The following is a 22,944-nucleotide window of genomic DNA, read 5'->3' as shown; positions in this document are numbered from 1 at the left end:
GTCAATCGATCAGTTGGCGGTACATGCGGGTGGCCATCAGTCCCAGTGGACGGTGATGCTGGTCCGGCGTCATCAGCGCCTGCAGCAGCTGCATGGCGGCCTGCTTGCTGCCCAGCGTAGCGATCTTCTCTTCCAGCTGGCGCAGCGGGCCGTCGTTGTCGTCGCCGCTGTGGTGACGCACGATGCCGCGCGGCGGTCCGCGGCGCGGCGTGTGGTGCATGCCCAGTGTATCGAGCGAGCGTTGGCGGGCGCGGAAGCTGGCCACGCGCGGCGGCGTGACGATCCAGTCGCTCAGCACCTGCTGCTCGTAGGCGCTGAAGACGCCGAACATCTCGGCGCGCTCGCTCTGGATCAGGCGCCAGAAGCGGCTGTTTTCCGCCGGCTGGCCGCGCTGTATCCAGCCGGCGGTTTCCAGCTCGGCCAGCATCTGCGGGATCTGCTGCGGATCGCTGAGCCATTCGTTGATGCTGCGGCCGGCCAGGCGGCAGTAGTTGGAGTGCATATTGCAGCCGGCATGGCTCTTGTCGGCCAGGATGTCCACCAGCTCAGCGTGCAGGTCGAAGCCGTCGATGATCGAGGTGGTGCAGGCGCCCAGGTCGTTCAGGCGATAGCCGTCCTGCACGCGCTGCCACATGCTGGCGCTGTCGCCGAAGCGGTGCATCAGCTGCATCAGCGCCTGCACTGCCTTGTGGGCGTGGCCGGTGCTGCCGTTATCGACCGTGATGTGCAGCGTGAAGTAATAGGGATCGATGCCCAGCTCATTCAGTTCGTAGGCGGTGATCAGCAGGTGCAGCGGCAGCTGTTCGTAACCGAGGTTGTAGCCGATGATCTCCGGCAGGAAGCGTTCGGCGTCATAGGCCAGCGCCAGCTGGATCGCGCCCTGTTCGAAGTAGGTGTCAGCAAGTTGCTGCCAGTCGTCGCAATCGTGCGCAGCCAGCAGTTTTTTGTAGAGCAGGACGTGGTTCTTTTCCGGCACGCCGTCGCCCAGTTCTTCCAGATAGGTCTGGATCAGCGGGCGAAAGTCCGGATCGTCCCAGCGCGCCAGCATGCCGTACAGCCAGGCGCCGTCCACCAGCTTGGTGGGTGCGGCGTGCTTGAGAAAATACAGGGCGTGGGCCTGGTTGCTGAAATAGCGACGCGGCGCGCCATCGCGGCGGGCTTGCAGGTAGGCCTGGTATTCCATGCCCACCGTGAAGGCGCGGCTGGCCACCCAGGGCGCCAGCTGTTGCGGATCGGCCGGCAGGTCGTGATGCAGTTGGCGGGCCGCCTGCAGTCGCTGCACCAGGAAAGTGCGGGCATTGGCCAGGGCGCCGGCGTCCGGCGGTCCTTCATTGAGTGACCGGTACACCGCTGCGGCGCTGGTGGCGTCGACAGGGGCGGATACGGCGTGCGCAAGCTGTAGCATGGGAGTCCCGATAATTGTGAAGAGTTCGTCTGACAATTATCGGGGGCGGTCGCCGTGCCCCACATCGGTGCGTCGCTTGTGTTGCTGTAAGAGTAGGCCCACAACCACCGTAGGCCAAAAACGTCAGCGCTGGTCGTCGGCTTCCAGATTGGTGCGGATCTGTTGCAACAGTGTTTGCAGTTGCGTCAACTGTTCGGCCGTCATGCCGTCCACCGCCGCGCCGGCCGCCTGGGCGCCCAGCTCGCGCAGGCTGTTGAAGATGTGCAGCCCCTGCGTGCTGGGCTTCAGGCGCGTGATGCGGCGGTCGGCGGCGTCGGCTTCCGCTTCCAGCAGTTCCTTGTCGCGCAGGCCTTTCAGCAGGCGCGCCAGCTGGGCCTTGTCGCGGCCCGAGTGGGCCACCAGGTCGCCCTGCGTGGCGCCGGGATGGCGCGCAAAAAAGCCCAGCGCCTTGTATTCCATGTGGGTCAGCTCGTGCGGGTTGTCGCGCAGGCCTCGCAGCTGGCGCGCCCGGAACAAGTGCATGATCGAATGGATGGCGTCGAAAACCTGTTCCGATTGGTTGACTTTATTAACTTGTTTGGTCATAATTGGTGACATTATCAACTAAGGAGCGGCAGATGAGCAATCGAATTCAGCGTGTGCGGCATGAAATCAAACGGCGCGAGCTTGAAGTAATCAAGGTGCAGCAGCTGGCTCCGGACTATGTCAGCGTAACATTCAAAGGCGAGACCTTACACGATTTCGTCTCGGCTTCCTACGATGATCACATCAAATTCATGTTGAGCGACGAGGACCGCCGCGATTTCACGCCGCGCAGCTATGACAATGTGGCCGGTGAATTGACCATCGAATTCGCGCTGCACGCCACCGGCGCCGCGTCGGATTGGGCGCGCCAGGCGGCGGTGGGGCAGACGGCGGTGATCGCCGGCCCGCGCGGCTCGATGATTATCCCGATGGACTACGCGTGGCATGTGCTGGCCGGCGACGCCACCGCGTTGCCGGCGATCCGCCGCCGTCTTGAGGAACTGCCGAAGGACGCCAGGGTGCAGGTGCTGGTGGCGGCCGACGGCGCGGCTTCGCTGTCGTTCCACAGCGAAGCGCAGGTCGCGCCGCAATTCTTCGGCAGCCAGCAAGCGCTGCTGGCCGCCATCCGCGCGCTGCAACTGCCGCAAGGCGAAGGCTTCTTCTGGTTCGCCGGTGAAGCGTCGGTGGCCGCGCAGGTGCGCGACGCGGTGTTTGTCGACAAGGGCCACCCGCGCGAGGCGGCCCGCATCTCCGCATACTGGAAGCAGGGCGCTTCCGGTCACCACGAAGACCTGTAACGGTCAGAAGGTGTGCTTGATGCCGGTGATGATGCCGGTCTGGTTCAAGCCGGCGCCGACCGAGCCGCCGGCGCTGAGCGCCACCGCCGCCGCGCCGCTGTTGTTGATGCGGGCGGCCGCCACGTAGAAGGCGCTGCGCTTGGAAAAGTTGTAGATGCCGCGAATGATCACCTGCGTGGAGTCATTGTTGGTGGCGCGGTAATCCAGCTTGGCCACCTGGCCGTCCAGCGTGAAGAATGGCGTGATGTTGTAGGCCGCGCCGACGTAGAGCAGGTTGCTGCGCGGCTGCGTCGCCGAGCCTTGGTTGTTGCGGTTGATGACGCCGACGCCGAGCTTCCAGTCGTCGCGCTTGAGGAAGGCGGCGATGTGCGCGCGGCTGTCGGTCTTGTCGCTGCTGGTCAGGCCATTGGCCGCGCCGGCGCCGCCGTAGATGCGGTCGTAGGCGCTGATCAGCGCATAGCCTGGCGCGTCGTAGCGCAGCAGCGCGGACCATTCGCGGCAGGCGATGGCGTCGGCGGCGCTTTCGCCGGCGCAGCCGGTGCCTGCCGGGCCGCCGGCGGACGAGGTGTCGCGGCCCAGGCTATAGGTGCCGCCGAGCGTCACGCCGCTGAAGGTGCCGCGATAGGCCACCGAGTTGTCGCTGCGGCCGTTCGGAATGAACGAGTCCAGCGAACCGAGGCCGTATTGCGACGGGCCGATGATGTCGACGTCATAGGTCGAGATGTTCAGCATATTGTAGTTGCGGCCGAAAGTGACCTGGCCCCAGTTACCGGACAATCCCACCCAGGCCTGGCGGCCGAACAAACGGTTCTGGCCCAGCGTGCCGGTGTCCGGCGCGAAGCCGTTCTCCAGCTGGAAGATGGCTTTCATGCCGCCGCCCAGATCCTCGGCGCCACGGAAGCCGAGGCGCGACGGGAACATGCCGCCGCCCAGGCTGGGCATGCGGGTCAGGCTGTTGCCGGCGGCGTCGGCGTTGTTGTAGTACTCGACGGCGGCGTCGATGATGCCGTACATGGTGACGTTGCTTTGCGCATGCGCGGCCGTGGCGGCGAAGGCTGCGGCTGCGATGACGAGGGATTTTTTCATTGTGTGTCTCCGTTCTGGTTTTGTATAGTCGTGTCGGGATAGCCGCCTCCGTGCGGAGGCGGTTCTCAGGGGATGGCTAGTCTATTTTTTGTCCCAGGCCGCGCTGGAACCTACCGAGTACAGCGCGCCCGGTGCGTTGCGGGTCTTCTGGAAGTCTTCCAGCGACTGCCCGCGCATGGCGGCGTAGATGTGCAGGTTGGATACGCCCACCACCGCGCCCAGCTTCTCCAGCAGGAAGAAGATCACGCCATACTGGATCATGCCGCGCCAGTCGCGGCGGGCGATCAGGTCGCGTTCCTGGGCCGTCAGACCGGCCGTGTCGAAGGTCGCTTCCGGCGCATCCTTGAACCGCGCGCGGAAGGCCGGGTCGACCAGCTGGTGCAGGTACTTGTTGATGCGGTAGGCGCGTACGCTGGTCTCCAGCGTGAACGGGTAGGTGCCCGGCAGGTCTTCAACGCCCCTGGTCTGGTGGGCGATGTGTTCGCGGTGCGCTTCGATGGCGGCCGCATTCAGCGCCTTGTCGGTGGAGGCGGCGTTTTCGTACAGCGCCACGGCGATGCCGGTCATCGACGGCAGGTAGTACTCGCGGTGCACGCAGTGCAGCTTGCTCGACATGGCGCCGCGCATGGCCATCCACATCACCACCTCGGCGCTTTCCCAGCCGCCCAGCCTGGCGTAGTCTGCGTGCGTCATGTTGAGCAGCGTTTCCGGATCGTTCTCGAACAGGTCGAGGAACTGGTGGTCCCACGGCGTGTTGTTGAAGCCCGCGCGCTCGCCATGCACCTGGTGCGACAGGCCGCCGGTAGCGACCAGCACCACGTTCAGGTCTTCCGGATAGCTTTCGATGGCGCGGCGCAGGCCTTGCCCCAGCTTGAAGCAGCGGCGCGCCGACGGCACCGGGAACTGCAGCACGCCGATCTGCAGCGGCACGATCTTGCCCGGCCATTCCTGCTCGTGCGGCCACAGGATGGACAGCGGCGAGAAGCAGCCGTGGTCCAGCCCTTTCTCCTGGAAGAACGACATGTCGAATTCGTCCGCCATCAGCGACTGGCCGATGTGGTGCGCCAGGCCCGCGTGGCCGGCGATCGGCGGCAGGTTGCGCGCGCCGCCGCCTTCATCGGCCGCCTGGTAGCTGTCGCCGATCCCCAGCGAAAACGCCGAGTAGTGGTCGAAGAAGAACGAGGTCACGTGGTCGTTGTAGATGACGAGCATGACGTCGGGTTTTTTCTCCGCCAGCCATTGCTGCACCGGTTCATAGGCTTTGAAGATGGGCGCCCAGGCAGCGTCGCGCTGCTTGTTGGCGTCCAGCGCGAAGCCGATGGTCGGGGTGTGGGACGAGGCGATGGCGCCGATGATGTTGGCCATGATGATTCCTAAGCTTTCGCTGCAACGGCGCGCTGGCCGAGTTTATTAATGACGATGAAGATGGCCGCCAGCGTTGCCGGTCCCGCCAGGATGGCGATCACCGCGCTGAAGCCCCAGCCCATTGACAGCAGCACGCCGCCGGCGAAGGAGCCGAAGATGCTGCCGAAGCGGCCCATGCCCTGCATCCAGCTGACGCCCGTGGCGCGCACCACGGTCGGATAGCACGACGGCGCGTAGGCATTCAGGCCGGTCTGGGCGCCGCTCATGCAGAATCCCGCCAGCAGCACGAACACCGAGAACAAGGACGATTCTACGCTTCCCGAGGCCAGGCACAGGATGAAGATGGCGCCGCCCAGGTAGGCCGCGGAAATCACCTTGTTCGGTGATACGCGGTCCATGAAGTAGCCGACCAGCAGCGCGCCGACGGTGCCGCCCAGCTGGAACAGCGCGGTGATGTTGGCGGCGCGTTCGATCGGCAGGCCGGCATCCTTGATCATGGTCGGCAGCCAGCCGCTCAGCAGGTAGATCACCAGCAGGCCCATGAAATAGGTGCCCCACAGCGACAGCGTGGTGGCGCGATAAGCGGAAGACAACAGCACTTTGCCTGGCTGCGAGCCGGTTACCTGCGGTTCGCTGATGGTGAACTGCGCGTTGTCCGGCACGTCGCCGCCAACCACGCGGCGCAGCGTGCGGCCGATGCGCTCGGCCGGGAACTTGCGCACCACCAGGAAACGCACCGACTCCGGCACCAGCAGCAGGTAGACGGGCAGGCAAAGCAGCGGCACCGCGCCGCCGGCGATCAGCACCGCGCGCCAGCCGTAGTACGGCAATATCGCCGCCGCGCCGAAGCCGACCAGCGCCGAGCCCAGGTTAAAGCCGGTGAACATGATGGCGATCAGCGTCGAGCGCGAACGCTCCGGCACGTATTCCGACAGCAGGGTGGTGGTGTTCGGCATGGCCGCGCCGAGACCGAGGCCTGTCAGGAAGCGCAGCAGCGACAAGGTGGTGACGTCCTGCGCAAAGCCGCTGATGATGGTGAAGGCGCCGAACCAGGCGACGGAAGTCATCAGCAGTTTCTTGCGGCCGAAGCGGTCCGACATCGGGCCGACCAGGATGGCGCCGATGGCCAGTCCGATGGGGGCGGCGCTCATGACGACGCCGAACGCGGCGCGCGAGATGCCCCATTCCCTGGTGATGTCCGGTGCAAGGAAGCCCATGATGGCGACATCCATGCCGTCGGTGGCGACGATCAGGAAGCAGAGGGCGAGCAGCAGCCATTGGCGGCCGCTCATCTTCCTGCTGTTGATGTGGGCCCGGACGTCGAGCGTATGTCCTATATTCATTAAGTCTCCTGTCTTGGTTCTGGTTTTATGTAAAGAGGTGTTAAGGCAGATGAAGCTGCCATCGCCGCTGTAACACAATCGCAGTGTACGTATTGACAGGAAGGAGAGTATTGCTTTTGCTTGCCGGACCGTTTCAATCTGCTTATCGCCAGCGCGTGCTGATGGCTTCGATCTCGGCCAGCAGTGCATACGCCCCAGGGGACAAGTGAGCATTCTTGCGGGTGGTGATGCCGATGCTGCGCTCCATGCCGGGCATCTCGAACGGCAGCACCACCAGCTGGCCGGTTTGCACTTCGTGGTGCAACTGGTGCGCCGACAAAACCGTCAGCATGTCGCTGGAGACCAGCAGGCCGCGCAGCAGCGCCAGGTCGCCGGTTTCCACGGCGGGCGAGGGCGGCTCCTGACCTTGGCGATTGAAGAACTGCACCAGCGATTCGCGCAACGGCGTACCGCTGCGCGACAGCACCCAGGGGTAGCCGGCGAGATCTTGCAGCGTCAGCTTCTTGCGCTGCGTGAGCGGATGGCCGGTGCGCGCCACCAGCGCCGCCTTGTCCTGGAACAGCGAGCGCGATGCGAACACGTCGGCCGAGCTGGCGCGCTGGGCGCCGACGATGAAGTCGATGCGGCCGCTCAGCAGGCTGGCGGTCAGCTCTTCATACGGGCTTTCCAGCGAGCGGATATGCAGTTGCGGATGGCGCTTGAGCACCGAGGCGATCGCCGTCGGCAGCAGCTGCGATCGCGCCAGCGGCAGCGCGCCGATGGTGACCACGCCCAGCACCACGCCGGCCAGCGCGGCGATGTCTTCCGGGATGTGGCGCAGTTCCGACAGCACGCGTTCGAACGATTCGGTCCAGCGGCGACCGGCATCGGTGGGCATCATGCCGTGGGCGGTGCGCAGGAACAGCGGCTGGCCCAGCATGTCCTCCAGCCGCGCAATGGCCTGGCTGACCGCCGACTGCGACACACCCATGACGTGCGCCACGCTGGGCATGTGATGCATCTCTGCCAGCAGCGTTGCGGCTTGCAGGCGGCGTTCGTTGAGCAGCGCTTCGATGCCGCCGACCTTGGCGCCGTTGCGGTCGCGCAGGCGGACGGCCTCCTCGCGCACCGCGTGCAGCTCGGCCTCGATGCGGTCGGCGCGCTTGCGCACCTCTTCGCCGGCGGCGGTGAGCAGCATGCCGCGTCCCTTGCGTTCGAACAGCTGGGCGTCCAGGCTTTCCTCCAGCGCGGCAACGGAGCGCGCCACGGCGGACGATGCGCGGAACAGGCTTTCCGACGAGCGGCGGATGCCACCGCTGGCGGCAACGGCGTTAAACGCGTGGAGGTGGCGCAGGCTGACCAGGAACATGGTGATTAAAAAGTAGGCGTAATAAGCAGATTAGAACAAATCAGCGTCCACAACGCAACCATGGAAACGGTGCCGGCACAGATACTGGCGTCATTCACACAGCGTATTCCTTCCTCACCATGAGCCAATATCCAGTATCCGACCAGCGCGCAGTCCCTTGTATGTTGATGCGTGGCGGGACCTCGCGCGGGCCGTTTTTCCTGGAGTCCGATCTGCCTGTCGATACGGCAGCGCGCGACCGGCTGCTGCTGGCGGCCATGGGTTCGCCCGATCCGCGCCAGATCGATGGCCTGGGCGGTGCGCATCCGCTGACCAGCAAGGTCGGCATCGTCCGCCGCAGCACCACGCCCGGCGTTGACCTGGACTTCCTGTTCGCCCAGCTGCAGCCAAATAACGATACGGTGGACGTCACACCCAACTGCGGCAATATGCTGGCCGCCGCGCTGCCGTTCGCGCTGGAACGCGGCCTGCTGCCGGTGGCGCAAGGCGTCACCACTGCGCGCATCCTGACGCTGAACACCGGCATGCAGTGCGACGTGACCGTGCAGACGCCTGACGGACAACTGCAATACAGCGGCGACGCCCGCATCGACGGTGTGCCCGGCACCGCCGCACCGATCAGCATCAACTTCCTGGACACCGCCGGCTCCGTATGCCCGTCGCTGCTGCCCACCGGCCGTGTGCTGGACCGCATCGCCGTCGACGGCGTGCAGGTGGAGGCCACGCTGATCGACAACGGCATGCCGATGGTGCTGATACGCGCCACCGATTTCGGCATCACCGGCTACGAGCCTGCCGCTGAACTGACTGCCAACGACACCTTGCGCGCACGTCTCGAAGCGCTGCGCCTCGCCGCCGGCCCGCTGATGGGCCTTGGCGACGTCGCCGCGAAAAACTATCCGAAGATGTGTTTGATCTCCGCGCCGCGCGACGGCGGCGCGATCAACACGCGCTGCTTCATCCCGCACGTTTGCCACGACTCCATCGGCGTGCTGGCTGCAGTGACGGTGGCCACCGCCTGCGTGCTGCCGGGCGCCATCGCCGGCGACGTCGCCCGCGTGCCCGCCGGCGACGTGAAAACGCTATCGATCGAACATCCCACCGGCGAATTCAGCGTCGAGCTGGAAACCGACCAATCCGGGCAGGTGACGCGCGCCGCTTTGCTGCGTACCGCCCGTCCCATCATGCGGGGCGAAGTGCTCGTCCCCGCGCATCTCTGAAAAGGATCATCCGATGATTATTGATTGCCACGGCCACTACACCACCGCGCCGAAAGCGCTGGAAGAATGGCGCAACAAGCAGATCGCCAACCTGAACACGCCGGAACTGGGACCGAAAGTCGCCGACCTGAAAATCAGCGACGACGAGCTACGTGAATCGATCGAGACCAACCAGCTGCGCCTGATGAAAGAGCGCGGTTCGGACCTGACCATCTTCTCGCCGCGCGCCAGCTTCATGGCGCACCACATCGGCGACTTCAATACCAGCGCCACCTGGGCCGCCATCTGCAATGAGCTGTGTGCGCGCGTGTCGCAGCTGTTCCCGGACCATTTCATCGGTGCGGCCATGCTGCCGCAGTCGCCCGGCGTCGCTCCGGCGACCAGCATCCCCGAGCTGGAGAAGTGCGTCAAGGAGTACGGCATGGTCGGCATCAACCTGAATCCCGATCCGTCCGGCGGGCATTGGACCTCGCCGCCGCTGTCGGACAAATCGTGGTATCCGATCTACGAAAAGATGGTGGAGTACGACATTCCAGCCATGATCCACGTCAGCACCAGCTGCAATGCGTGCTTCCACACCACCGGCGCGCACTACCTGAATGCCGACACCACCGCCTTCATGCAGTGCCTGACCAGCGACTTGTTCAAGGACTTCCCGACGCTGAAGTTCCTGATCCCGCACGGCGGCGGCGCGGTGCCGTATCACTGGGGCCGATTCCGCGGCCTGGCGCAGGAAATGAAAAAGCCGCTGCTGACCGAACACCTGCTGAACAACATCTTCTTCGACACCTGCGTCTATCACCAGCCGGGCATCGACCTGCTGACCAAGGTCATGCCGGTCAAGAACGTGCTGTTCGCTTCCGAGATGATCGGCGCGGTGCGCGGCATCGATCCGGAAACCGGCAACTACTACGACGACACCAAGCGCTACATCGAGGCCGCTAATCTGACCGACGCCGATCGCGCCAATATTTTCGAACATAATGCGCGCCGCGTCTTCCCGCGCCTGGACGCTGCACTGAAGGAGAAGGGATTATGACCACACCGCTGATCAATCAACTGGGCGTCGTCAAGCGCAATATCGTGCGCGCCGAGCGCGAACACGTGGACCACCTGGGCCAGTTCGGCAGCGCCACCGTGCACGAAGCCATGGGCCGCGTCGGATTGCTGAAGCCTTATATGCGTCCGATCTATGCCGGCGCGCAGGCCGCCGGCACCGCCGTCACCGTGCTGCTGCATCCGGGCGACAACTGGATGATGCACGTGGTGGCGGAACAGATCCAGCCGGGCGACATCGTGGTTGCCGCCATCACCGCCGAATGCACGGATGGCTATTTCGGCGACCTGCTGGCCACCAGCTTCAAGGCGCGCGGCGCGAAAGCGCTGATCATCGACGCCGGCGTGCGCGACGTGCGCTTCCTGACCGAGATGGGCTTCCCTGTGTGGAGCAAGAACATCAGCGCCAAGGGTACGATCAAATCGACGCTGGGCTCCGTCAATATTCCCGTGCTGTGCGCCGGCGCGCTGGTCAATCCGGGCGACGCCATCATCGCCGATGACGACGGCGTGGTGGTCGTGCCGGCTGCCGACGTCGCCCGCGTGGCCGCCGTGGCGCAAAAGCGCGAAGACCTGGAAGGCGAGAAGCGCGCCAAGCTGGCGGCTGGCGTACTTGGCCTGGACATGTACAACATGCGCGGCCCGCTGGAGCAGGCAGGCCTCAAGTACATCGACTGATGTATCAATTCGGTCCTGGTGGGATTGATTGAATTAACGGATTGTAGGATTATCTTTGTCGGGCGTCCTAATACAATGAAGCGATTCATTGATTAGGAACTCCCCGATGCAAAAATTGTTTTCGCCTTTCGATCTGGCGGGCCTGCTCCTGCCGAATCGCACCGTCATGGCGCCCATGACCCGCTCCCGCGCGGAGAATGGCGTGCCGGATGCGCAGACAGCGTTGTACTACCGCCAGCGTGCTTCCGCTGGCCTCATCATCAGCGAAGGCATTCCGGTCTCGCGCGAGGGCGTTGGCTTCCTGTTCAATCCCGGCCTGTATTCGGATGCGCAGCAGGCCGGCTGGCGCCAGGTGACCGATGCGGTCCACGCCGACGGCGGGCGTATCTTCGCCCAGCTCTGGCATGTTGGACGGCTCTCGCACGTGTCCTTGCAGGAGAATGGGGCGTTGCCGGTATCGTCGGTGGCGCGTCAGGCGGCCGGCTCCAGCGCGTTCGCCTGGCAGCGTCCCGGCGTGGCCGGCCTGGTTCCAGCGAGCCAACCGCGCGCGCTGGCTGCCGATGACATTCCGCGCGTGATCAACGATTTCGTGCTCGCCGCACGGCGCGCCATGGCGGCCGGCTTCGATGGCGTTGAACTGCATGGCGCGAACGGCTATCTGTTCGAACAATTCATCAACGGCGAACTGAATACACGTGATGACGCTTACGGCGGCTCGATCAACAACCGCCTGCGGCTGATGCTGGAGACGATCGACGCGCTGATTGCCGAAGTTGGGGCGCGCCGCATTGGCGTGCGGATCTCGCCCTTCGGCCGGCTGTACGACATGCAGCCCTTCGCCGACGAACGCGCAACCTGGCTTGCGCTGGCAAGCGCGCTCAATCAACGGCAACTGGCTTACTTGCATACCAGCGACCAGCTGACGCTGGGTCAGACGCCGATTCCTTCCGACTTTGCCAGCGAATTCCGCAAGGCCTATCAAGGCACGCTGATTTCCGCCGGCGGCTTTGACCGCGACAGCGCCGAAGCGGCGCTTCAGGATGGCCAACTGGATCTTGTGGCGTTCGGCCGTCCCTTCATCGCCAATCCTGACCTGGTGGAACGCATGCGCAATGGCTGGCCGCTGGCTGACGCCGACCGCGCCACGTTCTACGGCCTGCACGGTGCGAAGGGGTACACCGACTATCCCGCTTACCAGTAATCTTAAGGAGAATATGATGACCGATCACGTACAAAAACTGCTGGACCTGGAAGAAATCAAGAACCTGCGCGTGCTGTATGCGCACTGCCTGGACAGCAACAGCTTGACCGAACTGGCGGAGCTGTTTGCACCCAACGCTGTCTGCAACTTCGGCGCCGGCGACATTCACGGACGCGAAGCGATCCGCGACGGCCTGGCGAAAGCGTTCACGGAGTACGACGTGGAGCGCCATGGCAGTTACCCGTTTCTGCATGCGGTGACCAACCAGTGGGTGGAAATCATCGATGCCAATACCTCGCAGGGACGCTGCTATCTGCTCGATCTGCACACGGTCAGCAAGCCTGAGCGTGATCCCTGGATTCTGCTGGGGATGTACGCCGATGAATACCAGCGTATCGACGGCCGCTGGTACATCGCGCGCTCGCAACTCGACGTGGTCTGGCCATCGCGCCAGGTTGGCGGCGGTCATCCGGGGCATGGGCTGGTGCTGCCGGTACAGGCACGCCAATGAGCCAGACATCCGATCAAGAACGCGCCAGCCTTGCGCAGCATGCCGCCTTCAAGCGGGTATTCACGCCTGGCCACCTGACCTTCGGCCTGATCGCTCCGCTGGAAGCCTATCCGAATACGCCGTTCCCGACGTTGAAAGATCACGAGCGCCTGGCGAAAATGATCGACGACGCCGGCTTTGCCAGCATGTGGCTGCGCGATGTGCCGTTCTACGATCCCAATTTCGGCGACGTGGGACAGATGCTGGATCCCTTCGTCTACGCGGGATTCCTGGCCTCGGTCACCAGCCGGATCAGCATCGGCACCGCCGGTATCGTGCTGCCGCTGCGCGATCCGATTATCGTTGCCAAGCAGGCGGCGTCGGTCGATCAACTTAGCGGCGGACGATTCATTCTGGGTTTGTCGACCGGCGACCGGCCTTCGGAGTATCCTGCGTTCGGCGCCGATTTCGACAACCGCGAGGAGCGCTACCGTGAAGCGTTTAACCTGATCCGCAGTGTGGGGGAGCAGAGATTCCCCAAGCTGGGTACCAGGCATTACGGCACGTTGCATGGCGAACTCGATCTGTTGCCGAAGCCGTTCGGTGCGCGCATGCCGATGATCGCGGTGGGGCGCTCGCGCCAGCCGCTGGAATGGCTGGCGCAGAATGTCGATGCGTGGATCTGGTCCGTCGACGATGCGAATGCGATCAGCCAGATATTGGATAGCCTGCGCGTCAACGCTGGCACGGCGCCGCCGCCGGCATACGGCTATGCGACCTTTTTCGATCTGGCGAAAGATCCGGACGCGCCGCCCAAGCGTTTCTATAACGTGGTGCGGATCGGGCGCAAGGCGCTGATCGATCGCTGGTATCAGCAGCAGGAGCTGGGCGTCACCCACGTCGCCTTGAACATGAAGCCGTCGCAGCGCAGTGCCGAAGACGTGATCGCGGAGATGGCGGAGCATGTGCTGCCGTTGTTCGGCGGGAGCGCTGTGGCGCCCGCCGATGCATAGCCTTCAACGCGTCGGATGAAACACCGGGTTCGGCGCCGCCGCCATATCGGTCAGCGCGTCAATGGCGGCGCGCAGCTTGGGCTTGAGATAGCGCGTCACCGGCCATACCGCATGGATCGGCATTTCGCCGCCCGCGTATTCATCCAGCACCGTAACCAGTTCGCCTGATTGCAGGTGGGTGTCGATCAGCCAGGTCGGCAACTGGCACAAGCCCGCGCCGGCCAGCACCGCGTCCAGCATCGCCTGGCCATCCCGGAATTCGTGGCGAACGCGAATGGCCTGGGCGATGGTGTCGCCATCGGGCGTACGCAGCATCCATGCGGGCGGTCCCTGCCTGCGCCAGCCGATGATGCAGTCGTGTTCACCGAGCTGCTCCCGCTTCACCGGGGCGCCGTGCCGTGCAATGTAGGCCGGGGCCGCGCAGATCAGCAGGCGCTGCGTGCCGAGCTGGCGCGCGACCAGGTCGGCGTCGTTGTTCAAGGCGCCGATGCGGACTGCCAGGTCGACGCCTTCCTCCACCAGGTTGACGGTACGGTCGGTAAACGTGACGGCGAGATCGAGGCGCGGATGCCGGGCCGCGAAATCCAGCAGGGTTGGCAGAACGTGCAGGCGGCCAAATGCCGCCGGCAAGTCCACCCGCAACCTGCCGGCGGGCGACTGGCGGCCGGTGCTCAGGCTACTTTCCATTTCCTCCAGGTCGCCGAGCATCTGCACGCACATGTCGTAATACGCCGTGCCTTCCTGTGTCAGCGCCAGCCGGCGCGTAGTACGGTGCAGAAGCTTGGTGCCCAGCCGCGACTCCAGCCGGGTAACGCTCTTGCCGACGCCGGACGCCGTGACGCCACGCTCGGCGGCCGCCGCCGCAAAGCTGCCCAGGCGTACCGCCGCGACAAAGTCGTAAATCCCGTCAAAGCGGTCATTGTCTGTCATGGATGGCCTTTTATATCCGCAGCGCGTCGACCACCAGCGTGAAGGCCAGCGAGGACTGGCGGCGGCTCGGGTAGTACAGGTGGTAGCCGGGGAAGGTGGGACACCATTCGCGCAGCACGCGGAACAGCGTGCCGTCTTTTACGTGATCCTCCACCATATCTTCCGGCACGTAGGCCAGGCCGTAGCCGGCCAGCGCGGCGCGCAGGCGCGATGAGGTGTTGTTGAACACCCATTGGCCGTCGACGCGCACGTTCAGCGGCGCGCCGTTCTTTTCGAATTCCCAGATTTGCAGGTTGCCGTGCGTCGGCAGGCGCAGGTTGATGCAGCGGTGCTGCTGCAGGTCGTGCGGCGTGCGCGGTTTGGGATGGCGCGAAAAATATTCCGGGGTGCCGACCACCGCCATGCGCAGGTCCGGGCCGATGCGCACGGCGATCATGTCCTTTTCCACGGCGTCGCCGAGTCGTACGCCGGCATCGAAGCGCTGCGTGACGATGTTGGTCATGCTGTAGTCGACGTTGATGTCGATCTTCACGTCCGGATAGTCGTGCATGATGGCCGACAGCTTGGGCCACAGCACGTTGTTGGCCGCGTGTTCGGCGGCGGTGATGCGGATGGTGCCGGCCGGCTTGTCACGCAATTCGCTCAGCGAGGCCAGTTCCTGCGTGATCTCGTCGAAGCGCGGCGCGGCGGTGTTCAGCAGGCGCTCGCCGGCCTCGGTGGGGCTGACGCTGCGCGTGGTGCGCGTCAGCAGGCGGATGCCGAGGCGCGTTTCCAGGCCGCGTATGGTATGGCTCAGCGCCGACTGCGACACGCCCAACTGCTTGGCCGCCTTGGTGAAGCTGCCTTCGCGCGCCACCGCCACGAAGGCCAGCAGGTCGTTGAAATTCTCGTGTTCCACTGATGAAACTCCCTCATAAGCTCATGCTGATTATACCGTCTTATCAATAAGGCCTGGCTTGCCTACACTGTGCGGCTTACATCCCATTGGAGCAAAGCACATGGAACATAAGCGCGCCATACTCGCCATCATCCTGGTCAGCTACGTGATGATCGTGCTGGACACCTCGGTGGTGCTGACCGGGCTGCCGAAAATCCAGCTGGAGCTGGGCTTCAGCGACAGCGGCCTGGCGTGGGTGCAGAGCGCCTACACGCTGACCTTTGGCGGCTTCCTGCTGCTGGCCGCGCGCGCCGGCGACATCATCGGGCGCCGCCGCATGCTGGTGGCGGGGCTGGCGCTGTTCACGCTGGCGTCGCTGGCCATCGGCGCGGCGGCCGCGCCGGCCGCGCTGATCACAGCGCGCGCGGTGCAGGGACTGGGCGCGGCGATCCTGGCGCCGTCCACGCTGGCGCTGCTGCAAGCCACGTTTGCCGACGGCGCCGAACGCACCCGCGCGGTATCGCTGTACAGCGCCACGGCGGGCATCGCCGCCAGCGTCGGCCTGGTGCTGGGCGGCGTGCTGGCGGAGTGGCTGTCGTGGCGCGTCGGCTTTCTGATCAACCTGCCGATCGGCGCGGCGATGATCTGGGCCGCGCGCCGCCATATTCCCGAAAGTGCGCGCAGCAGCGGCCAGTTCGATGTGGCCGGCGCGCTGACGTCCACCGTCGGCATGAGCGCGCTGGTGTACGCCTTCATCCGCTCGGCCGCTAGCGGCTGGTCGGACGGCCTGACGCAGGGCGCGCTGGCGGCGGGCTTGCTGCTGCTGGCTGCGTTTGTCGTCAACGAACGCAGCGCGGCGCAACCGATCATGCCGTTGCGGCTGTTCGCCGACCGCCAGCGCGCTTCGGCCTATGCGGCGCGCATGCTGTTCCTGGCGGCGATGATCGGCTTCTTTTTCTTCATCACGCAGTATCTGCAAACGGTGCTGCACTATCCGCCTTCGCTGACCGGCATGGCGTTCCTGCCGATGACGCTGGTGAACTTTGTGGTCGCGCTGCAGGTGCCGCGCTTGACGCGCCGCTTCGGTAATGCGCGCCTGCTGGCGTTCGGCCTGCTGGTCTGCCTGCTCGGCATGGCGTGTTTGAGCCGCGTGTCGCCCGGCAGCGCTTACCTGACGGCGGTGGCGCTGCCGATGGTGCTGATCGGCGCAGGGCAGGGCCTGACGCTGAGTCCATTGACGGCGGCCGGCATTGCCGGCGTGCCGGCGCGGGATGCGGGCGCTGCGTCGGGCGTGGTGAATGTGGCGCACCAGCTGGGTAATTCGCTGGGTCTGGCGGTGCTGGTGGCGCTGGCTGCGGCCGGTGCGCGCGGTCTGTCCGGCGTTGACTTGCTGGCGCAGCGCGTGACGACCGCGCTGAGCGCGTCCAGCGTCTTTCTGGTGTTGGCGCTGTTGCTGATGGTGTGGCCGGGACGTGGCAAAACCGACAGCATTGCAGCGCCGATTAACCCTCGAAGGTGAATGGAGGATCCCACTTAAGTGAGATCGCGACGCGCCGGGGCGGGCGCTACCATCGAAACATGAAATCAATCGCCTTCTTCGTTTTCCCGGGATTCGAGTTGCTTGATTTCGCCGCCGTGACGGTGTTCGAGCTGGCGAACGTGATCTCGGGCGCGTGCCTGTACCAGATGGCGATGCTGTCGCCGCAGGGGGGCGCGGTCGCCAGTTCGGCCGGACCGACGGTCGGCACCCAGGCCTGCGCCGCTGCATCCGGACCGTGGGACACGGTGCTGGTGTTCGGCGCGATCGGCAACCTGCCGACCGGCGCGCCGGTGGTGGCGATGGTGTGCGCCGCCTGCACTGGCGCGCGGCGTGCCGCCAGTAACAGCAGCGGCGCCGAGCTGCTGGCGGCCACCGGCCTGCTCGACGGCCGCCGCGTCACCACGCACTGGGCGCGCGCGGCCGAACTTCAGCAGCGCTTTCCATCGCTGAAAGTGGAGACGGAAGCGATCTTTATTCGCGACGGCAAATACTGGACCTCGGCCGGCATGACGGCCTGCATCGACCTGGCCCTGGCGATGGTGGAGCAAGACCACGGCGCCGAACTGGTGCTGCAGATCGCGCGCCAGATGGTGATCTACCACCGCCGCGCCAGCAAGCATGCGCAGCTGTCCACGTTGCTGGAGATGGCGCCGCGCTCGGACCCGATCCAGAAGGCGCTGGACTATGCGCGCACGCATCTGTGCCGGCCGCTGTCGGTGGAGGAGCTGGCCGATGTGGCCAATCTGAGTCCGCGCCAGTTCTCGCGCCGCTTTCGCCTGGAGATCGGGCAGTCGCCGGCCAAGGCGGTGGAGTCGCTGCGGCTGGAGTCGGCGCGCGAGTTGATGGAGAACAGCCGCCATCCGCTCAGTTACATCGCCCGCGAGTCCGGCTTCGCGCAGGAGGAGCACATGCGGCGCGCCTTCGTGCGCGTTTGCGGCACAACGCCGCAGGCGCTGCGGCGGACGTTGCGGCAGGTCGCCTAGGCTGGCGTCCGCCGCACGAACAGCGCGGTCAGCGCGCCGACCAGGCAGACGCCGATCACGTAATAGGCGGGGCTGAGCGGATCGTTCTTCAGCATCATCGACACCACCACCGGCGTCAGGCCGCCGAAGATGGCGTAGGACAGGTTGTACGAAAACGACAGGCCGGAGAAGCGCACCTGCGGCGGAAACGCCTGCACCAGCACGCACGGCACCGCGCCCACCACGCCGACAAAGAAGCCGGTCAGGCCGTACAGCGGCAGCAGCAGTTCCGGCTGCGTGCGCAGGGTGGTGTAGAACACATAGGTGCACACGGCCAGCAGCAGCGAGCCGACGCACATCACCGGCTTGGCGCCCAGGCGGTCGGCCAGCGTGCCGTAGAAGATGCAGCCCAGCGCCAGGCCGATGGTGGCGGCGATATTGGCCACCAGCGCGGTGCGGGCGTCGATGTGGTAGATCTTTTGCAGCAGCTGCGGCGTCATCAGGATGATGACCACGATACCGGCCGACAGCATCCAGGTCAGCAGCATCGACACGGCCACCGCCGCGCGGTGGCTGCGCAGCACCGCCTTGAGCGGCATCTCGGCGGCCAGCGCCTTGCGCCGCGCCATCTCGGCGAACACCGGTGTTTCGTGCAGCCAGCGGCGCAGATACATGGCGCCCAGGCCGAACACGCCGCCCAGCAGGAAGGGCGCGCGCCAGGCGCCTGCCAGCACTTCGGCCGGCTGGTAGGCGGTATTCAGGCCGGTGGCCACCAGTGATCCGAGCAGGATGCCGAAGGTCAGGCCGGCGGTCAGCACGCCGCAGGCGTAGCCGGTGTAGCGCGCCGGCACGTGCTCGGAGACGAACACCCAGGCGCCCGGCACTTCGCCGCCCACCGCCGCGCCTTGCAGCACGCGCATCAACAGCAGCAGGAGCGGCGCGGCCAGGCCGATGTCGGCGTAGGTCGGCAGCAGGCCGATCGCCAGCGTCGGCACCGACATCAGCAGGATCGACAGGGTAAACATGCGCTTGCGGCCCAGCAGGTCGCCGAAGTGCGCCATGACGATGCCACCCAGCGGCCGCACCACGTAGCCGGCGGCGAAGATGCCGTAGGTCTGCAGGGTGCGCAGCCAGTCCGGCATCTCCGGCGGGAAGAACAGCTGGCCGATAGCGTTGGCGAAGAAGACGAAGATGATGAAGTCGTAGAATTCCAGCGCGCCGCCCAGGGCGGCAAGCGACAGGGTCTTGTAATCCTGGCGGGTCAGCGGGCGGGGCGCGGCGGCGGTAACAGTCATGGGCAGGTGATGTGTGGTGGGTCCGGAGCCATAGCATACAGGGCGCCGCCGTCCGGTAGAAGCGTTGCGGTATTGCGACGCTCATGGTGCGATGCAGTATGAATAATTCTTTACAAATTTCCACGGTAAGCTAAAGTTCATAGCAAATGATAACGCTAACTTAGCGCGCATAAGTCTCCCCCTGTGTTTGATTGATAGTTGCTGCCATGCGGCTTCCCTTCTCGCAGAATGCTAATGTTAGCGCTATCTAACCTTGGAGATGTGGATGCAGAGTATCCGTTGGGTGGTGATGGGCGTCAGCGGCTGCGGCAAGAGCACGGTGGGCCGGGCGCTGGCGGCCGCGAATGGCGTGCCCTTTGTCGAGGGCGACCAGTTTCACCCGCAGGCGAATGTCGACAAGATGTCGGCCGGCATAGCGCTCAACGACGACGACCGCGCCGGCTGGCTGCTGGCGCTGCAGGCGCAGATCCGCGACGCGCAACAGCGCGGCGCCGGCCTGGTGATTTCCTGCTCGGCGCTGAAACGGCGCTACCGCGACCTGCTGCGGCAGGGCGATCCGGCGCTGCGCTTCGCCCACCTGAATGGTCCGAAGGCGCTGATCGCGGCGCGCATGCAGGCGCGCGTCGACCACTACATGCCGACCTCCCTGCTGGACAGCCAGTTCCGCGACCTGGAACCGCTGCAGGCCGACGAAGCCGGCCTGACGCTGAATATCGAAATGCCGCCCGCCGAACTGGTGACGCAGATCAGGGCCTAGAAGCAACGCAGCACAGCAGCACCGCAACAAAGACAACACAAAAAAACTATATGGAGACTCACATGACTACTCAAACTACCCGCAACACCATCATGCGCCTGGCCGTGGCCAGCGCGTGCAGCTGGCTTGCCGTCGCCCACGCGCAGCAGGCCACGCCGCCCGCCGCCGATCCGGTGCAGGCGGCGCCGGAAACCGCCGCGCCGGAACCGGAGGTCAAAGTCGAAAACGTGGTGACCGTGTCCGGCTCGCGCATCTCGGCGCGCGGCTTCTCGCAGCCGACGCCGACCACCACGCTGAGCGCCGAAGACCTGGCCAAGAACGCCAAGCCGAATCTGTTCAACGCCATCGCCGAACTGCCGGCCCTGCAGGGCAGCACCGGCCGCACCACCAGCACCAACAGCACCAGCAGCGGCATCCAGGGCCTGAGCTCCCTGAGCCTGCGCGGCCTCGGTCCGATCCGCACGCTGACGCTGCTGGACGGCCAGCGCGTGGTGGGCGCCAACGTCACCGGCGTGACGGACGTCAGCCAGTTCCCGCAGCTGCTGGTCAAGCGGGTGGACGTGGTGACCGGCGGCGCCTCGGCGTCCTACGGTTCGGACGCCATCGGCGGCGTGGTCAACTTCATCACCGATAAAAAATTCGAGGGCTTCAAGGCCAACGTCGAAGGCGGCCAGACCACCTACAGCGACGACAAGAACGGCACGCTGCAAGCCGCATGGGGCAAGGCCTTCCTGGACGACCGCCTGCACGTGACGGCCAGCGCGGAGTACGGCCGCGAGAAGGGCATCGATTCGCCGGGCTTCGGCGAGGTCGGTCCGAACGGCCGCACGTGGTACAAGAACCCGGCCTACCAGGTGCGCCCGTTGAGCGCGACCACCGACGGCAAGCCGCAGTACACCGTCATCGAACACGCGCAGCAGTACCAGTACGCCAAGTACGGCCTGATTACCAACGGCCCATTGCAAGGCACGGCGTTCGGCGTCAACGGCCAGCCGTACAAATTCAACTACGGTTCCGGCGGCGTGCCGACCGGCACCGGCGCGGTGACCGGCTGCGTCAATCCGTTCTGCGTGGGCGGCGACTTGAGCGGCAGCGTGGGCGCCGGCACCAACCTGGCGATGGACCTGACGCGCCAGGTGTTCTACACCCGCGTGGGCTTCGACCTCAACCCGGATCACGAGATCTACTTCAGCGCCAACTTCGGCAAGGTGAAGTCGGTGTTCTCGCCGAACCCCGGCGCGGCCAAGAACGCCAACCTGACCATCCAGTGCGACAACCCGTATCTGCCGGCCTCCATCGCGGCGGCGTGCGCGACGAATAACATCACCAGTTTCCAGTACGGCACCGCCAATGCGGAATTCCCGGAGAATATCAATGTTCATCCGACCCGCAAGATGCAGCGCCTGGTGCTTGGCGCCGACGGCCACTTCCCGGTCATGGGCAAGGACTGGTCGTATGACGCCTACGTGGAACGCGGCGTCAACTTCACCGACATCATCGTCCACGACATGACGCTGAATAACCGCTACACCGCCGCCATCGACGCGGTGCGCCTGCCCGACGGCAGCATCGGCTGCCGCAGCGCGGCGGCGCGCGCCTCCGGTTGCGTGCCGCTCAACGTCATCGGCGATGTGCCGGTCAGCGCGGCGACGTGGGCGTATGTCGCGCCGGGCTACGGTCCACAGCAGCACACCCGCCAGCAGCAGGACGTGGGCAGCTTCAACTTGAGCGGCGAGGCGTTCGAATCGTGGGCCGGCCCGATCGCCGTGGCGACCGGCGCCGAGTGGCGCCGCGAGAGCTATCGCGTCAGCGGCGACCCATACGGCAACGGCGCTGCCGGCGACACGCCGTACAACACCAACTATCCGGCCGATCCGCTGCTGAACTCCACCGTCGGCAACAACTGGTACGCGGGTAACTACCACAACGCGTCCGGCACCTACAACGTCAAGGAAGCCTACGCGGAGCTGAACATTCCTGTGCTGAAGTCCGACGGCTGGGGCGAGGCCAGCGTCAACATGGCCGACCGCCACACCAAGTACAGCACCTCCGGCCACGTGGAAAGCTGGAAGCTGGGCGCCACCTGGAAGACCGGCATCGACGGCCTGCGCCTGCGCGCCGTCACGTCCCAGGACGTGCGCGCGCCCAACTTGAGCGAGCTGTATGCGGCGCCGGTGGTGGTCAACGCCAATGTGCTGTACCAGGGCGCCAACGTCACCATCCAGCAGCGCACCGTGGGCAATACCGCGCTGCGTCCTGAAATCGCCCGCAACAAGATCTTCGGCATCGTGCTGGACCGCCCGTCGTGGGCGCCTGGCTTCAGCGCCTCCCTGGACTACTTCGACATCAAGGTTGGCGGCGTGATCTCGACCCTGAGCGCGCAGCAGGAAGTGGACCTGTGCGTGGCCGGCAACAAGGAAATCTGCAACGCCATGTCGCTGGGGAATGCGGTCCAGACCAACAACTACGTGACGGTGCAGTCGTTCAACCTGGCCTCCATGCGCCTCAAGGGCTATGACCTGGAAGGGGCGTATCGCCTGAACCTGAAGGACTGGAACCTGCCGGGCCGCGTCACGCTGCGTGGCCTGCTGACCCGTAACATCACCTTCCTGACCGACAGCGGCGTGGTCGGCACCATTCCAACGGAAGGCGCGGGCAACAACCTGGGGAACACGCCGCGCTGGAAAGGCCTGACCTCGCAGTCGTGGGACACCGATAAATACAGCCTGACGCTGACCCAGCGCTGGATCAGCAGCGGCAAGTACAGCAACGAGTTTATCGAGTGCCAGACCAACTGCCCGGTATCGACCATCATCCATCCGACCATCTACAACAACCACATGAAGGGCGCCTTCTACGTGGACCTGGGCGGCACCTGGAAGTTCGCGGATAAAGCCACGGCCTTCTTCAAGATCGACAATATCGGCAACGTCGATCCGGTGGCTGCGCCGCAGACCAATCTGAGCTACGGCATCAACCCGGCGCTGTACGATGTGATCGGCCGCGTGTACCGCGCTGGCGTGCGCTACAACTTCTAAGCGATGGCCATTTCCAGT

General features: G+C 65.2%; 20 protein-coding genes. 11 read left to right on the top strand and 9 right to left on the bottom strand.

What is annotated here, in order from left to right; translation table 11 throughout:
- Position 1: 1 nt before the first annotated feature.
- Together GJ698_RS08205 and GJ698_RS08200 are read right to left on the bottom strand one after the other, a co-directional pair.
- On the bottom strand, positions 2 to 1,405 hold the full coding sequence (locus GJ698_RS08205; protein ID WP_154357136.1) for an iron-containing redox enzyme family protein: 1,404 nt from the start codon (positions 1,403 to 1,405) through the stop codon (positions 2 to 4).
- Positions 1,406 to 1,528: 123 nt separating this feature from the next.
- Positions 1,529 to 1,990 carry a MarR family winged helix-turn-helix transcriptional regulator gene (locus GJ698_RS08200; protein ID WP_166454829.1) on the bottom strand — a complete coding sequence of 154 codons (462 nt, stop codon included), beginning with the start codon at positions 1,988 to 1,990 and terminating at the stop codon, positions 1,529 to 1,531.
- Between the two features lie 32 nt (positions 1,991 to 2,022).
- Here GJ698_RS08200 and GJ698_RS08195 point away from each other — a divergent pair, with 32 nt between their 5' ends.
- Entirely contained in the window at positions 2,023 to 2,727 is a 705-nt protein-coding gene (locus GJ698_RS08195) for a siderophore-interacting protein (RefSeq protein WP_154357135.1), read from the top strand.
- A 3-nt stretch (positions 2,728 to 2,730) separates the two neighbouring features.
- Here GJ698_RS08195 and GJ698_RS08190 read toward each other — a convergent pair whose 3' ends face one another.
- From GJ698_RS08190 to GJ698_RS08175, 4 genes are all read right to left on the bottom strand, one after another.
- Positions 2,731 to 3,813, bottom strand: a complete 1,083-nt coding sequence (locus GJ698_RS08190; RefSeq protein ID WP_154357134.1) for a porin — start codon at positions 3,811 to 3,813, stop codon at positions 2,731 to 2,733.
- Between the two features lie 81 nt (positions 3,814 to 3,894).
- On the bottom strand, positions 3,895 to 5,178 hold the full coding sequence (locus tag GJ698_RS08185; RefSeq protein ID WP_154357133.1) for a gallate dioxygenase: 1,284 nt from the start codon (positions 5,176 to 5,178) through the stop codon (positions 3,895 to 3,897).
- An 8-nt stretch (positions 5,179 to 5,186) separates the two neighbouring features.
- Positions 5,187 to 6,521 carry an MFS transporter gene (locus GJ698_RS08180; RefSeq protein ID WP_154357132.1) on the bottom strand — a complete coding sequence of 445 codons (1,335 nt, stop codon included), beginning with the start codon at positions 6,519 to 6,521 and terminating at the stop codon, positions 5,187 to 5,189.
- 142 nt (positions 6,522 to 6,663) lie between these two features.
- Positions 6,664 to 7,869, bottom strand: a complete 1,206-nt coding sequence (locus GJ698_RS08175) for a LysR family transcriptional regulator (RefSeq protein ID WP_154357131.1) — start codon at positions 7,867 to 7,869, stop codon at positions 6,664 to 6,666.
- Between the two features lie 161 nt (positions 7,870 to 8,030).
- Here GJ698_RS08175 and GJ698_RS08170 point away from each other — a divergent pair, with 161 nt between their 5' ends.
- The 6 genes from GJ698_RS08170 (at position 8,031) to GJ698_RS08145 (ending at position 13,527) form a co-directional block, all read left to right on the top strand.
- A complete protein-coding gene (locus GJ698_RS08170) occupies positions 8,031 to 9,089 on the top strand; it encodes a 4-oxalomesaconate tautomerase (RefSeq protein ID WP_267874786.1) in 1,059 nt (352 codons plus the stop codon).
- Between the two features lie 13 nt (positions 9,090 to 9,102).
- The gene (locus tag GJ698_RS08165) at positions 9,103 to 10,128 is read left to right on the top strand and encodes an amidohydrolase family protein (RefSeq protein ID WP_154357129.1); all 1,026 of its coding nucleotides are present in this window, start codon (positions 9,103 to 9,105) and stop codon (positions 10,126 to 10,128) included.
- 11 nt (positions 10,129 to 10,139) lie between these two features.
- Positions 10,140 to 10,823 (top strand): 4-carboxy-4-hydroxy-2-oxoadipate aldolase/oxaloacetate decarboxylase, encoded by a 684-nt coding sequence (gene ligK / locus GJ698_RS08160; RefSeq protein ID WP_371865213.1) that lies wholly within the window; start codon positions 10,140 to 10,142, stop codon positions 10,821 to 10,823.
- Positions 10,824 to 10,929: 106 nt separating this feature from the next.
- Positions 10,930 to 12,024, top strand: a complete 1,095-nt coding sequence (locus GJ698_RS08155; protein ID WP_154357127.1) for an alkene reductase — start codon at positions 10,930 to 10,932, stop codon at positions 12,022 to 12,024.
- 13 nt (positions 12,025 to 12,037) lie between these two features.
- Positions 12,038 to 12,535, top strand: a complete 498-nt coding sequence (locus GJ698_RS08150; RefSeq protein ID WP_154357126.1) for a nuclear transport factor 2 family protein — start codon at positions 12,038 to 12,040, stop codon at positions 12,533 to 12,535.
- On the top strand, positions 12,532 to 13,527 hold the full coding sequence (locus GJ698_RS08145) for an LLM class oxidoreductase (protein WP_154357125.1): 996 nt from the start codon (positions 12,532 to 12,534) through the stop codon (positions 13,525 to 13,527). The genes GJ698_RS08150 and GJ698_RS08145 overlap by 4 nt, the downstream gene beginning before the upstream one ends.
- Positions 13,528 to 13,530: 3 nt before the next feature.
- Here the strand turns inward: GJ698_RS08145 and GJ698_RS08140 are convergent, their stop codons facing one another.
- Positions 13,531 to 14,457 (bottom strand): LysR family transcriptional regulator, encoded by a 927-nt coding sequence (locus GJ698_RS08140; RefSeq protein WP_154357124.1) that lies wholly within the window; start codon positions 14,455 to 14,457, stop codon positions 13,531 to 13,533.
- Between the two features lie 10 nt (positions 14,458 to 14,467).
- Entirely contained in the window at positions 14,468 to 15,355 is an 888-nt protein-coding gene (locus tag GJ698_RS08135) for a LysR family transcriptional regulator (RefSeq protein WP_371865196.1), read from the bottom strand.
- A 100-nt stretch (positions 15,356 to 15,455) separates the two neighbouring features.
- Between GJ698_RS08135 and GJ698_RS08130 the strand changes: the two genes are divergently transcribed.
- Positions 15,456 to 16,853, top strand: a complete 1,398-nt coding sequence (locus GJ698_RS08130; RefSeq protein WP_154357123.1) for an MFS transporter — start codon at positions 15,456 to 15,458, stop codon at positions 16,851 to 16,853.
- A 59-nt stretch (positions 16,854 to 16,912) separates the two neighbouring features.
- Positions 16,913 to 17,857: a GlxA family transcriptional regulator gene (locus GJ698_RS08125; RefSeq protein ID WP_154357122.1), complete on the top strand. Its 945-nt coding sequence runs from the start codon at positions 16,913 to 16,915 to the stop codon at positions 17,855 to 17,857.
- On the opposite strand, the gene GJ698_RS08120 is transcribed toward GJ698_RS08125, so the two are convergent.
- A complete protein-coding gene (locus GJ698_RS08120) occupies positions 17,854 to 19,131 on the bottom strand; it encodes an MFS transporter (protein ID WP_154357121.1) in 1,278 nt (425 codons plus the stop codon). The genes GJ698_RS08125 and GJ698_RS08120 overlap by 4 nt on opposite strands.
- Before the next feature lie 265 nt (positions 19,132 to 19,396).
- On the opposite strand from GJ698_RS08120, the gene GJ698_RS08115 reads away from it, so the two are divergent.
- The gene (locus GJ698_RS08115) at positions 19,397 to 19,888 is read left to right on the top strand and encodes a gluconokinase (RefSeq protein WP_229259891.1); all 492 of its coding nucleotides are present in this window, start codon (positions 19,397 to 19,399) and stop codon (positions 19,886 to 19,888) included.
- Between the two features lie 62 nt (positions 19,889 to 19,950).
- Positions 19,951 to 22,926: a TonB-dependent receptor plug domain-containing protein gene (locus GJ698_RS08110; protein WP_166454828.1), complete on the top strand. Its 2,976-nt coding sequence runs from the start codon at positions 19,951 to 19,953 to the stop codon at positions 22,924 to 22,926.
- Positions 22,927 to 22,944 lie beyond the last annotated feature (18 nt).

The sequence above is a fragment of the Duganella aquatilis genome (genome assembly GCF_009674565.1).
Lineage (GTDB): Bacteria > Pseudomonadota > Gammaproteobacteria > Burkholderiales > Burkholderiaceae_D > Rugamonas > Rugamonas aquatilis.
Note: the sequence above shows the minus strand (reverse complement) of the source record. Positions and strands in the feature narration are given on the sequence as shown.